At 70.5% G+C, this 12,501-nt stretch carries 11 protein-coding genes; 8 read left to right on the top strand and 3 right to left on the bottom strand.

Annotated features, from left to right (window positions below):
- Window positions 1–204 precede the first annotated feature (204 nt).
- From HDA41_RS07740 to HDA41_RS07720, 5 genes are all read left to right on the top strand, one after another.
- Window positions 205–1,848 (top strand): sensor histidine kinase, encoded by a 1,644-nt coding sequence (locus tag HDA41_RS07740; RefSeq protein ID WP_184981941.1) that lies wholly within the window; start codon window positions 205–207, stop codon window positions 1,846–1,848.
- Window positions 1,845–2,252 carry a roadblock/LC7 domain-containing protein gene (locus HDA41_RS07735; protein ID WP_184981940.1) on the top strand — a complete coding sequence of 136 codons (408 nt, stop codon included), beginning with the start codon at window positions 1,845–1,847 and terminating at the stop codon, window positions 2,250–2,252. The genes HDA41_RS07740 and HDA41_RS07735 overlap by 4 nt, the downstream gene beginning before the upstream one ends.
- Window positions 2,249–2,647 carry a DUF742 domain-containing protein gene (locus HDA41_RS07730; RefSeq protein ID WP_184981938.1) on the top strand — a complete coding sequence of 133 codons (399 nt, stop codon included), beginning with the start codon at window positions 2,249–2,251 and terminating at the stop codon, window positions 2,645–2,647. The genes HDA41_RS07735 and HDA41_RS07730 overlap by 4 nt, the downstream gene beginning before the upstream one ends.
- Window positions 2,628–3,248: a GTP-binding protein gene (locus HDA41_RS07725; RefSeq protein WP_184981936.1), complete on the top strand. Its 621-nt coding sequence runs from the start codon at window positions 2,628–2,630 to the stop codon at window positions 3,246–3,248. Before HDA41_RS07730 ends, HDA41_RS07725 begins: the two co-directional genes overlap by 20 nt.
- 68 nt (window positions 3,249–3,316) lie before the next feature.
- Window positions 3,317–4,834, top strand: a complete 1,518-nt coding sequence (locus HDA41_RS07720; protein WP_184981934.1) for a cytochrome P450 — start codon at window positions 3,317–3,319, stop codon at window positions 4,832–4,834.
- On the opposite strand, the gene HDA41_RS07715 is transcribed toward HDA41_RS07720, so the two are convergent.
- Window positions 4,828–5,814, bottom strand: a complete 987-nt coding sequence (locus HDA41_RS07715) for an RluA family pseudouridine synthase (RefSeq protein WP_184981932.1) — start codon at window positions 5,812–5,814, stop codon at window positions 4,828–4,830. The two genes, HDA41_RS07720 and HDA41_RS07715, sit on opposite strands and share 7 nt — an antisense overlap.
- A gap of 79 nt (window positions 5,815–5,893) precedes the next feature.
- On the opposite strand from HDA41_RS07715, the gene HDA41_RS07710 reads away from it, so the two are divergent.
- Window positions 5,894–6,475, top strand: a complete 582-nt coding sequence (locus HDA41_RS07710; RefSeq protein WP_184981930.1) for a GNAT family N-acetyltransferase — start codon at window positions 5,894–5,896, stop codon at window positions 6,473–6,475.
- Between the two features lie 47 nt (window positions 6,476–6,522).
- On the opposite strand, the gene HDA41_RS07705 is transcribed toward HDA41_RS07710, so the two are convergent.
- Both HDA41_RS07705 and HDA41_RS07700 read right to left on the bottom strand, forming a co-directional pair.
- Entirely contained in the window at window positions 6,523–7,365 is an 843-nt protein-coding gene (locus HDA41_RS07705) for a siderophore-interacting protein (protein WP_184981928.1), read from the bottom strand.
- Window positions 7,366–7,492: 127 nt separating this feature from the next.
- Complete coding sequence (locus HDA41_RS07700; RefSeq protein ID WP_230299587.1) at window positions 7,493–8,422, bottom strand: 5'-3' exonuclease; 930 nt, start codon at window positions 8,420–8,422, stop codon at window positions 7,493–7,495.
- Between the two features lie 169 nt (window positions 8,423–8,591).
- On the opposite strand from HDA41_RS07700, the gene HDA41_RS07695 reads away from it, so the two are divergent.
- Window positions 8,592–9,683, top strand: coding sequence for a quaternary amine ABC transporter ATP-binding protein (locus HDA41_RS07695; RefSeq protein ID WP_184993240.1), 1,092 nt, complete (start codon window positions 8,592–8,594; stop codon window positions 9,681–9,683).
- Window positions 9,676–12,288: an ABC transporter permease/substrate binding protein gene (locus HDA41_RS07690; RefSeq protein WP_184981924.1), complete on the top strand. Its 2,613-nt coding sequence runs from the start codon at window positions 9,676–9,678 to the stop codon at window positions 12,286–12,288. Before HDA41_RS07695 ends, HDA41_RS07690 begins: the two co-directional genes overlap by 8 nt.
- Window positions 12,289–12,501 lie beyond the last annotated feature (213 nt).

Here is a 12,501-nt window from a genome sequence, read left to right as displayed (position 1 = left end):
CGTACTATCCCTTCGCGACCGGTTTCCGGCAGTTGCTGAATATGACATGACGATGATCCGGTCGGACTAAGCTCGCCCGCAGCGCACCGTCTTGAGATGAATTCGTGCGCTTGTTCCCCAATGTGCGGAAGAGTCCTACAGCTTCATGACATACCCCCTTGCACGTCCTTCCGAACCCCAGCCGACTCCTTTCAGAAGGCCCACATGGTGAGTGTTCAATCCCCTCCCGGTCGCGCTGAACTTCCCTCCGCGCGCGTGCTGCTGCTGCCCGCCATAGCGATGGCCGCGGTGACCGGAGCCGCTGTCGCCCTGGTGACGGCGCCGGCCCGGCTCGCCGTCGGCTGGTGCGGTGGCATCGCCACCGTGCTGGTGATCGCGACGGCGGCCGAGGCGGTGCGCCGCGGCCGTGCCCTGCGCAAGCAGCGGGCCGAGCACGCCCGGCACAGCGCGTATCTGGAACAGCGGATCGCCGCCCACGAGCAGGAGTTGGTCCGCTTCTCGGGGGAGATCATCCCCGCGGCGCTCCAGCTGCTGAGCACCGGGGAATCCCCCAGGGAGGTGATTCGCAAGCTCGGCCTGGCCAACCCCGAATACCGCGACCTTCCCGCCCCGCAGACCGAGACGCTCCTGACGGTGCTCAAGATCGTCGACCGCGAAGTGACCATGCGTGACGCCGCCGCGCGCTCCTTCGTCAGTGTCGCCCGCCGCGTGCAGGCGATCATCCACCAGCAGGCCGAGGAGCTCCGGGAGATGGAGGAGGACCACGGCCGCAACCCGGAGGTCTTCGACGACCTGCTGCGCATCGACCACGGCAACGCCCTGATCGGCCGCCTCGCCGACTCCGTCTCCGTCCTCGGCGGCGGCCGCCCCGGACGGCAGTGGCCCGAGCCGGTGTCCCTGTACAGCACGCTGCGCGGCGCGATGTCCCGCATCCTGGAGTACCGGCGCATCCAGCTGTCCTCCATCGCCAAGGTCAGCGTCAAGGGCATCTACGTCGAGCCGGTCATCCACGCCGCCGCCGAGCTCCTCGACAACGCCACGCGCTACTCGCCGCCGCAGACGAAGGTGCACGTCACCGCCACCGAGGTGCAGACCGGTGTGTGCATCGAGATCGAGGACGGCGGTGTCAACCTCAACGAGGAGGCACGCGCCCGGATCGAGGGCATGCTGGAGGCCGCCAAGGCGGGCGTCGACCTGCAGGACATCGGCGAGCACCCGCGCCTCGGCCTCGCCGTCGTGGGCCGCCTCTGCACGGCGTACAACATGCAGGTCTCGCTGCGCGCCTCCGCGTACGGCGGCGTCCGCGCCATCCTCATCGTGCCGAGCGAGATGATCACCCACGAGCCCGGTGTCGGACTCGCGCACGGCATCGGCGCCACCGGCATCCCCATGACGGTCGGCATCCCCGAGGGGCCGAAGCGTACGCCCAAGAAGCGCCGCCCCACCAGCCCGAAAATCCCCGCAACGGTCTCCCTGGAGGACGACGACGTTCCCGAGGTCACCGAGTGGACGCCGAACGGCCTGCCGCAGCGCCGCAGCAGGGTGAAGACGCCGCTCGCCGAGCGACTCGCCCAGCAGGCCGCCAACGAGAAGGCCGACCGGGAGGCCGCCGAACGGGGCGAGTACAACCCCTGGGCGGCGGTGGCGGAGCCCGAGCCCAAACCCCTGCGCGACATGAGCGCACCCGACGCCCCCGGCAAGGGTCTGGAGGCCTTCTGGGAGGGACTCAAGCAGGGCATCGAACCCGGCACCCACCCGACCGACTTCATCCGGAACCCGACCAAGTACCTGCACCTGATCAACGACCCGGCCCCCACCGAGGCCGGCGACGAGGGGGACCTCAAGTGATCCAGCAGCGAGGCAACTTCGACTGGATGCTCAAGCAGCTCGCCGACGGCGTGCCGGGCATCGAGATGATCGTGGTGCTCTCGGCCGACGGTCTGCGCATCGCCCGCCACGGCGGCGAGCCCGACGCGGCCGACCGGGTCGCCGCGGCCTGCGCCGGCCTGCAGTCCCTCGCGAGCAGCATCTGCCAGGAACTCACCGTCGGCGACGGCGGTATGAAGCTCGTCATGATCGAAATCGACCGTGGCTACTTCTACCTGATGAGTGCCGGAGCCAACGCCTTCCTCGCGGTCCTCTCCGACGTGCGGTGCGAACCCGGCCGGATGAGCGCGATGATGCGCGATCTGGTCGTCCGGATCGGCGGCCATCTCACCACTCCGCCCCGGCGGAACGGGCAGATCGTATGACGCCTCCGCAACGCCAGAGGCGCGACCCCGCACCGGAACCGTCCCCGCCCCAGGAGGACGAGGGGAAGGTCAGGAACCCCGAGCGGATGTACGTGGTGGCCGGCCCGGACGGTGAACGGGCCGAGCTCGACCTGGTGACGTTAATCGTGGCGCGTGCCACAGACCCGCCGCCCTCCGCCTCTCCCGAGCAGGCGGCGGTGCTCCGGCTCTGCGCCGCCCCCCTGTCCGTGGCCGAGCTGTCGGCCTACCTCAACCTGCCGTACAGCGCGATGGGCGTGCTGCTCACCGAGCTGCTGACGGCGGAACTGGTGCAGGCGCGCGCCCCGATCGTCCGCAAGCAGCGCACCGACCGTTCCCTCCTCGAAGCGGTGATGAATGGACTTCAAAGGCTCTGACACCATCCCGGGCCCCCGGGCCGAGGACCAGTTGCCCCACACGGCACAGACCGCGGCCAAGATCGTGATCGTGGGTGGCTTCGGCGTCGGCAAGACGACCATGGTCGGCTCCGTCAGCGAGATCACACCGCTGACCACCGAGGAGACCATGACGCAGGCAGGCATCGGTGTCGACGACAACTTCGGTTCCGCGTCCAAGACGGCCACCACCGTGGCCATGGACTTCGGGCGGATCAGCATCACCGAGCAACTCGTGCTGTACCTCTTCGGCACACCCGGCCAGCAGCGCTTCTGGTTCCTGTGGAACGGCCTGTTCGAGGGCGCGCTCGGCGCGGTGGTGCTGATCGACACCCGTCGGCTGGAGGTCAGCTTCGACGTGATGGGGCGCCTGGAGGAGCGCGGCGTGCCGTTCGTGGTCGCCGTCAACTCCTTCCCCGACGCTCCCCGTTACGCCACCGAGGAGCTGCGCACGGCCCTCGACCTCACGCCGGACATCCCGATCATCGAGTGCGACGTGCGGCGGCGGGCCTCCAGCCGTGACGTCCTGATCACCCTGATGCGTTTCCTGCACTCGCTCGCCATGACGGGCTCGCGCACCTGATCCCGTGTCCACGCCCGCCCCACCTTCCCCCGTACACCTGGATTCACCTCAGTTTCGGAGCGACCACTGTGACGCCTGAATCCCACGCCCCGACCGGTACGGACGCCCCCCGGACCGGCCCGCCCCCCGGCTGCCCCGCGCACGGCCTCGGGCCCGGGGGACTGCACCGGCTGCACGAGTCGGACGACCTGCCGGCGCTGTACGAGCAGCTACGGAAGGAGCACGGGCCCGTGGCGCCCGTGCTGCTCCACGACGACGTACCGATGTGGATCGTGCTCGGCCATGCCGAGAACCTGCACATGGTGCGCTCGCCCTCGCAGTTCTGCCGGGACAGCCGTATCTGGACCCCGCTCAGGGACGGCCTGGTCAAGCCCGATCACCCGCTGATGCCGCACATCGCCTGGCAGCCCATCGCCTCGCACGCCGAGGGCGACGAGCACAAGCGGCTGCGCGGCGCGGTCCAGGGCGCCATCTCGACCATCGACTTCCGCAGTCTGCGCCGGTACATCAACCGCAGCACACAGGCCATCGTCAACCGGTTCTGCGAGAAGGGCGAGGCCGACATCGTCGGACAGTTCGCCGAGCACCTGCCGATGGCCGTGATGTGCGAGATCCTCGGCATGCCCGAGGAGTACAACGACCGTCTCGTCGAGGCCGCCCGTGACGCGCTCAAGGGCACCGAGACGGCGATCACCAGCCACTCCTACGTCATGGACGCCCTGAGCCGGCTGACCGCCCGGCGCCGCGCCCAGCCGGAGGAGGACCTCGCCAGCTACCTGATCACCCACCCGGCCCGGCTGACCGACGACGAGGTCAGGGAACACCTGCGCCTGGTGCTCTTCGCCGCCTACGAGGCCACCACCAACCTGCTGTCCAACGTGCTGCTCACGGTGCTGATCGACCCGCGCTTCCGGGCCCAGCTCAACGGTGGCCAGATGACGGTGCCGGAGGCGGTGGAGCAGTCGCTGTGGAACGAGCCGCCGTTCAGCACGGTCTTCGCCTACTTCGCCAAGCAGGAGACCGAGCTGGGCGGGCAGCGGATCCGCCGGGGTGACGGACTGCTCTTCGCCCCGCTTCCGGCCAACGTCGACCCGCGGGTGCGGCCGGACCTGAAGGCCAGCATGCAGGGCAACCGGTCCCACCTCGCGTTCGGCGGCGGCCCGCACGAGTGCCCCGGGCAGGACATCGGCCGCTCCATCGCCGACGTCGGCGTCGACGCGCTGCTGATGCGGCTGCCGGACGTCGAACTCGACTGCGACGAGGACGAGCTGCGCTGGACGGCCTCCATCGCCTCCCGGCACCTCGTGGCACTGCCGGTGCAGTTCGCGCCCAAGCCGCCGCAGGACGTGACGCAGACGCCGAGCCACAAGCCGGCCCCCACCCAGCGCTCGGACTGGCAGATCGGCATCGCGCAGCCGCAAGCGCAGCCCCAGCCCGCACCGGTCGCCGCACAGCCGCAGCCGCAGCCGCAACCGGCTCCGGCGCAGTCCCAGCCGGTTCCTCCGCTCCCGCCGCCGGCAGCCGAGGAAACCGCCCGCCGCAAGGGCGTCTGGCAGCGCTTCCTGAGCTGGTGGCGCGGCTACTGACCGTCCGACGGGCCGTCGTACGTCCCGGCGGCCCACCGGTCGTACGACGCCCAGGACGCGAGCACCCGGCCGCTGCGGAACCGGTGCTCCACGCCCGTGACCGGGTCGGTGAACTCCAGGGCCCGGGCCAGCAGCTGGAGCGGGCGCCGGAAGTCACCGGCCGGTACGGGAGCGGTGACCTCGGGGTAGAGCGGGTCGCCGAGGATCGGCACGCCCAGCGCGGTCATGTGCACGCGCAGTTGGTGGGTCTGCCCGGTGCCGGGCACGAGCCGGTACCGGGCGAGTCCGCCGGACCCGTCCGGGCGGTGCTCGACGAGTTCGACGCGGCTGACGGCGTTGGGCTCGCCCGCCACCTCCCGGGCGGTGAGTTCGCCGCGCTCCTTCACGATCCGGCTGCGCACGGTCCGGGGCAGGGCGAGGCCGGGAGCGTACGGGGCGACGGCCTCGTACTCCTTGCGCACCCGCCGGTCGCGGAACAGCGTCTGGTAGGCGCCGCGCTCCTCGGGGCGCACAGTGAACAGCACGAGTCCGGCGGTGAGCCGGTCCAGGCGGTGCGCGGCGCCGAGCGTCGGGATGCCCAGCTCGCGGCGCAGCCGGGCCAGCGCGGTCTCGGCGACATGGCTGCCGCGCGGGGTGGTGGCGAGGAAGTGGGGTTTGTCGACGACGACGATGTGCTCGTCCCGGTACACGACCTCCAGCGGGAACGGCACCGGCACCTCGGCGGGCAGCTCCCGGTGGAACCACACGAACATCCCGGGCACGTACGGCGCGTCCGCCGGCACGGCCCGCCCGTCCGCCCCGACGATCTGCCCCGCGTCGAACATCCCGTCGACGACCCCGTCACCGGCCCCCGAGAGCCGCTCCACCAAGTGCTCACGCACCGTGGCCCAGGCCCCCGCGGCGGGCAGTCGCACGCGCACCGGGTCCACCCCCTGGTGCTGCGGTAGGGGAGCGGGCGGAATGCGGGTCCGGCGTCTCATCGCGGCCCAGCGTACGAGGCGGGCGGGCACCGGCGGAAAACCTCTGGGTTCGAGCACGGCCCCTTGCCAGGATGTGGGCATGCCCTTCCTCATCGGCCCGGTCCTGACGCCCAAGGCCCTCACCGGCCACCCGCAGCCCACCCTGGCCACCGGCGACGGACTCCACCTGCGCCCCTGGCGGAGCGAGGACGCCCCTGCGGTGTACGAGGTCTTCCAGGACCCCGTGATGCACCAGTGGCACGCCCGGTCCGCCGACTCCGAGCAGGAGGTCGCCGGGTGGATCCGCGACTGGCATCAGGCGTGGGCGGAGGGGCGGGAGGCGCAGTGGGCCGTCGTCGACGCGGACTCCGACCGGCTGCTGGGGCGGGTGGCGCTGCGCGAGATACGGCTCGACGACGGCGTGGCGGAAGTGGCGTACTGGACCGTCCCGGCGGCACGCGGCCGGGGCGTCGCGGCCCGGGCCACGACCGCGCTCGTCCGCTGGGCGTTCGACGAGATCGGTTTCCACCGTCTCGAACTGCTGCACGCCGTGCGCAACGAGGCCTCCTGCCGTGTCGCCTCGCGGACCGGTTTCGCCCTCGAAGGCACCAAGCGCAGCGCCGTCCTGCATCCGGACGGCTGGCACGACATGCATCTGCACGCGCGCGTGCGGGGAGACTGACCGCGGCAAGTCCCGGGGGCGGGGGCGGAGTGACGTGCTCGCGTCGCTCAGGCGGCGGGGGAGCGCTCCTGCTCCGCCTCGACGCGGGCGTTCCACTCCCGCTTCGAGGCCTGCCAGCCGTCCTCGTTGTGGCCTCGGCGCCAGTAACCGGAGATCGACAGGTCCTCGCGCGGGACGCTCCGCTCGACGCGGAGCAGCTTCCGCAGCTCCTTCACGAAGTGCGCCTCGCCGTGGACGAAGGCGTGCACCCGGCCCTCGGGGAACGCCAGGCCCCGCACGGCCTCGACGAGCGCCTCGCCGGGCGTCCGGTCACCGCGGTGCAGCCAGACGACCTCCACCTCCGAGTCGATCTTCTGCTCCTCCTCGGGGCCGGAGATCTCCACGAAGGCGTACGCCCTGGCCCCGCGCGGCAGTGCCTCCAGGGAGCGGGCGATCGCGGGCAGCGCGCTCTCGTCGCCGACGAGCAGATGCCAGTCGGCTCCCGGGTCGGGCGCGTACGCCCCGCCGGGGCCCATGAACCACACGGTCTCGCCCGGCTGGACGCGCGCCGCCCACGGGCCGGCCAGGCCCTCGTCGCCGTGGATGACGAAGTCCAGGGTGAGCTCGCGGTGTTCGGCGTCCCACTGACGCACCGTGTACGTCCGGGTCACCGGCCACTGTTCGCGCGGCAGTTCCTCGCGGATGCGCTGCATGTCGAAGGGTTCCGGATAGGTCACGCCCTCGGGTGGGAACAGCAGCTTCACATAGTGGTCGGTGCAGCTGCCCGCCGTGAAGTCGGCGAGGCCCTCGCCGCCGAGCACCACACGCTGCATGTGCGGCGTCAGCCGCTCGGTGCGGACGACCTGAGCGGAGTGCTGCTTGCGCGGCTGGCGTCCCGGTCGCTCTGCCATGAGGGCCTCCCTGATTCGTGTAGTTAGGCTTACCTAAGTTAGCACCTCGCCCCCCACTCAACACCTCCCGTATGAGGAATTGCTGAGGGCCACCGGCCTCAGCAAGGCCAACGGCCCCCCGCACGGGTCACGCCGAAAGCGTCGTCAGCAGGCGCTCCAGTGACCCGCCCAGTCCCCAGCGAGCCGCCAGTACCTCCAGCTCCGCCGGGTCGCGCGGCGTCCGCGGCAGCACCGTCGTGACGTCCGGCAGCGGCACGTCGTCCGCGACCCGGACCACCTTCGGCGCGACCGCCAGATACGGGCGCGACTCGTCCAGCCGCCTGCGCTGCGTCGGCGTCAGCTTCGACCCCCGGTCGTCGACCGCCGCCATGATCCCGGCCAGGTCGCCGTACTCGGCCAGCAGCTTGGCGGCCGTCTTCTCGCCGATGCCCGGCACGCCCGGCAGGCCGTCGCTGGGGTCGCCGCGCAGCAGGGCCAGATCCGCGTACCCCCTGCCGTCGACCCCATACTTCCCACGGAGCCATGCCTCATCGGTGAGCTGCAGCGTGCCCACGCCCTTCAGCGGGTACAGCACGCGCACCCCGCGCGCGTCGTCCACCAGCTGGTACAGGTCGCGGTCGCCCGTGACGATGTCGACCGGGCCCGTCGCCCGCGCCGTGAACGTGCCGATCACGTCGTCGGCCTCGTATCCCGCGACACCCACGCGCGCGATGCCCACCGCGTCCAGCACCGCCTCGATGACCGGCACCTGCGGCGACAGGGTGTCGGGCACCTCCTCCTCGTCCGGGCCGGCCGTGTGCTCCTCGGCGACGCGGTGGGCCTTGTAGGAGGGGATCAGCTCCACCCGCCAGTGCGGCCGCCAGTCGGCGTCCATGCAGGCCACGAGATGGTCCGGCCGGTGGTCCCGGACCAGGCGGTCGATGAAGTCGAGCAGCCCGCGCACGGCGTTCACCGGCGTGCCGTCCGGTGCCTTCACCGAGTCCGGGACGCCGAAAAAGGCGCGGAAGTACAGGGAGGCGGTGTCGAGGAGCATCAGTCGTCCGGTCACGCCACGCATCATGCCGTACGGCACCGACAGCGACTCGCCTCAGGTGTGACGCGTCCCACTTGTGCGTTTGGGATGGGGGATCGGGGGGAGGCGCCGCCCCGCAGCGAGGCTGGTTGCGTATTTCAACTGTTAGCGCCTGCTCTCGCTCTGTTCCGGTGCCATGGAAATCGAGGTGCACGTGTCAGCAGGGCTTCAGGCAGAGAGCCTGTACAAAGTGTTCGGCCGGAGACCGGACCAGGCGGTCGAGCGGCTCCGCGACGGGGCGGACCGGGAGGAACTGCGCGCCGAGGGCGTGACCGCCGCCGTGATCGACGCGTCCTTCACCGTCGAGCCCGGCCAGATCTTCGTCGTCATGGGCCTGTCCGGCTCCGGCAAGTCCACCCTCCTGCGCATGCTGAACGGTCTCCTGGAGCCGACCGCCGGAAAGGTGCGCATCGACGGCCAGGACCTCACCACGCTCGGCGACCGTGAGCTGCGCGAGGTCCGCTCCAAGAAGATCAGCATGGTGTTCCAGCACTTCGCGCTCTTCCCGCACCGCAGCGTGCGCGAGAACGCCGCCTACGGTCTGGAAGTGCAGGGCGTGCCCCGCGCCGAGCGCGTACGCCGCGCCGACGAGGCGCTCGCCCTGTGCGGCCTGGCCGGCTGGGAGAAGTCCTGGCCCGACGAGCTGTCCGGCGGCATGCAGCAGCGCGTCGGTCTCGCCCGCGCGCTCGCCACCGACGCCGAGCTGCTGCTGATGGACGAGTCCTTCAGCGCCCTGGACCCGCTGATCCGCCGCGACATGCAGGACCAGCTGCTGGAGCTCCAGCAGAAGCTGAAGAAGACGATCGTCTTCATCACCCACGACCTGAACGAGGCCATGCGCCTGGGCGACCGCATCGCCGTCATGCGCGACGGCCGCATCGTGCAGAACGGCACCGCGCAGGACATCCTGCTGCGCCCGGCGAACGACTACGTCGCCTCCTTCACCCAGGACGTCGACCGCTCCCGTGTGCTGACCGCGGGCGAGCTCATGGACACCTCGGTCACCGCCGACGACCCCGGCTGCCACTGCCGGACCGCCACGACCGGCACCTCGTTCACGGAGCTCTGCGCGATCAGCGCCCGGCTCTCCCATCCCGTCTCGGTCGTGGACGAGGACAACAAGCTGATCGGCGTCGTCCCCCGGCAGCGCCTGGTCGGCTTCCTCGGTGACGCGCCGGACAGCACCCCGCAGCCCTGCGACTCCCCGCGGGACAAGGGCGGAGAGAAGGTGACCGCCCGTGCCTAGGATTCAGCTCGGCACCTGGGTCAACGACGCCGTCGACTGGCTCACCACCCACATGGGGTGGCTGTTCGACTTCTGCAAGACCGTCTTCCTCGGCCTCTACGACGGCATCAACGCCGTCCTCCAGGCCCCCGAACCGCTGCTCCTCGCGGGCATCTTCGCCGTGATCGCCTTCTGGCTGCGCGGCACCCTCGCCGGTTTCCTCGCCTTCGCGGGATTCGCGTTCATCGACTCCCTCGACCTGTGGGAGAACGCGATGATCACCCTGGCGCTCGTCCTCGTGGCGACCGTCATCGCGCTGGTGATCTCCCTACCGGTCGGCATCTGGGCGGCCCGCTCGGACCGCGTCAGCGGTCTGGTCCGGCCCGTCCTGGACTTCATGCAGACGCTGCCCGCGATGGTCTACCTGATCCCGGCGATCCTCTTCTTCGGCACCGGTGCCTCCGCGGGCATCGTCGCCACCCTGATCTTCGCGCTCGCCCCGGGCGTGCGCATGACCGAACTCGGCATCCGCCAGGTCGACAGGGAACTGGTCGAGGCCGCCGACGCGTTCGGCACCGCACCCCGCAACATCCTGCTGCGCGTCCAGCTCCCCCTCGCGCTGCCCACGGTCATGGCGGGCGTCAACCAGGTCATCATGCTCGGCCTGTCCATGGCCGCCATCGCCGGCATGGTCGGCACCGGCGGCCTCGGCGGCGACGTCAACCAGGCCATCGGCCAGCTCAACGTCGGCCTGGGCGCCGAGGCCGGCGTCGGCATCGTGATCCTCGCGATCTACCTCGACCGCATGACCAGCGCGCTGGGCACCCAGGTCTCCCCGCTCGGCCGCCGCGCCGCCGCCAGGCTGCGCGCCGCCCAGGGGCTGAAGATCTGGTCGTACCGGCCCCGCCCGGCCGTCGCCGTGATCGGCGTCGTCGTCCTCGCCCTCGTCTCGGGCGGCATGGGGGTCTTCGGCGGCGGCACCACCTCGACCGCCGCGTCCGGCAGCGACAACGTCGGCCAGGGCAAGAAGATCAGCATCGGCTACATCCCCTGGGACGAGGGCGTCGCCTCCACCTTCCTCTGGAAGGAGGTCCTGGAGCAGCGCGGCTACCAGGTCGAGGCCAAGCAGCTCGACGCCGGACCGCTCTACACCTCCCTCGCCCAGGGCGACGTCGACTTCCAGACGGACGCCTGGCTGCCCACGACCCACGCCCAGTACTGGAAGAAGTACGGCAAGCAGCTCGACGACCTGGGCGCCTGGTACGGCAAGACGTCCCTGGAGCTCTCCGTGCCCTCCTACATGAAGGGCATCGACTCCCTGGCGGACCTCAAGGGCAAGGCGTCCGAGTTCGGCGGCAAGATCACCGGCATCGAGTCCAGCGCCGGCGAGATGGCCCTGCTCAAGAGCAAGGTCCTCAAGGAGTACGGCCTGGACAAGGAGTACAAGGTCGTCGACAGCTCCACGCCCGCCATGCTGGCCGAGCTGAAGCGCGCATACGCCAAGAAGGAACCGATCGTCGTCACGCTCTGGTCGCCGCACTGGGCGTACAACGACTACGACCTGAAGAAGCTCACGGACCCCAAGGGTGCCTGGGGCGCGGGCGACGGCGTGCACACGCTGGCCCGCAAGGGCTTCGCGGACGACGACCCCACGGTCGCCGGCTGGCTGAAGAATTTCAAGATGAGCGAGAAGGAGCTCACCAGCCTCGAAGCCGAGATCAACAAGGCCGGCAAGGGCAACCAGCAGCAGGCCGTCCGCGCCTGGCTGAAGCAGCACCCCGGCTACGCCGACAAGCTCGCCCCGGTCAAGGGCGCCGGCGGCGGCACGCCCGCCGAGGCGAAGCGGCCGCTGGACGTGGCGTGGTTCCCCTGGGACGAGGACATCGCCGTCACGTACCTGTGGAAGAACGTCCTCGAACGGCGCGGCTACACGATGAACCTGAAGCAGATGGACGTCGGCCCCGTCTACACCGGTCTGGCCTCGGGCGATCTGGACCTCAACTTCGACGCCTGGCTGCCCTACGCCCAGAAGAACTACTGGGACAAGAACAAGGACCGGCTCAGGGACCTCGGCACCTGGTACGAACCGACCTCCCTGGAGATCGCCGTGCCGTCCTACGTCAAGGGCGTCGACTCCCTGGCGGACCTCAAGGGCAAGGCCGGCACCTTCGACGGGAAGATCATCGGCATCGAGCCCGGCACCGGCGAGATGGACCTGCTGAAGAACAAGGTCCTGCCCGGCTACGGCCTCGACAAGGAGTACGAGGTCGTCGACGGCTCCACCCCGGCCATGCTGGCCGAGCTGAAGCGCGCCTACGCCAAGAAGGAACCGATCGCCGTCACCCTCTGGTCGCCGCACTGGGCGTACAGCGACTATGAGCTGACCAAGCTGAAGGACCCCAAGAAGGCCTTCGGCGAGGGCAACACGATCCGCACCATCTCAGGCGAGAAGTTCCCCGAGCAGTACCCGCAGCTCACGAAGTGGATCAAGAACTTCAAGATGAGCGAGGACGAGCTCGGCAGCCTGGAGAGCGAGATCAAGAACCGCGGCCAGGGCCATGAGGAAGAGGCCGTCGCCGCGTGGCTGAAGCAGCACCCCGGCATGGCGGAGCGCATGACGCCGTAGTGGGACCCGGTGCGGGGCGGGACGCGACACGCCGCGTCCCGCCCCGCACTCGTGCCCGCAGCAGGATCCGGACAACCACGGAGCGCGACACCACCCCCGAACCCCTTCTCCCTCCCTGTTCCCCCCGGAGGAGGAATCCGGATCCCCTGGCGCGAACCGTGGGGTCGCGCACCGCCTTGTACGACCTCGATGTGACGGGCGTATGCAACGGTT

The organism is Streptomyces caelestis (genome assembly GCF_014205255.1).
In the GTDB taxonomy this organism is placed as follows: Bacteria; Actinomycetota; Actinomycetes; order Streptomycetales; family Streptomycetaceae; genus Streptomyces; species Streptomyces caelestis.
This window is presented reverse-complemented; position numbering and strand designations above follow the sequence as displayed.

Excerpts from the sequence above, each read along its gene's own strand:
- HDA41_RS07705 (WP_184981928.1), bottom strand. The coding sequence starts at position 7,365 with ATGGCAGAGCGACCGGGACGCCAGCCGCGCAAGCAGCACTCCGCTCAG.
- HDA41_RS07700 (WP_230299587.1), bottom strand. The coding sequence starts at position 8,422 with ATGCGTGGCGTGACCGGACGACTGATGCTCCTCGACACCGCCTCCCTG.
- HDA41_RS07725 (WP_184981936.1), top strand. The coding sequence starts at position 2,628 with ATGGACTTCAAAGGCTCTGACACCATCCCGGGCCCCCGGGCCGAGGAC.
- HDA41_RS07740 (WP_184981941.1), top strand. The coding sequence starts at position 205 with ATGGTGAGTGTTCAATCCCCTCCCGGTCGCGCTGAACTTCCCTCCGCG.
- HDA41_RS07710 (WP_184981930.1), top strand. The coding sequence starts at position 5,894 with ATGCCCTTCCTCATCGGCCCGGTCCTGACGCCCAAGGCCCTCACCGGC.
- HDA41_RS07715 (WP_184981932.1), bottom strand. The coding sequence starts at position 5,814 with ATGAGACGCCGGACCCGCATTCCGCCCGCTCCCCTACCGCAGCACCAG.
- HDA41_RS07730 (WP_184981938.1), top strand. The coding sequence starts at position 2,249 with ATGACGCCTCCGCAACGCCAGAGGCGCGACCCCGCACCGGAACCGTCC.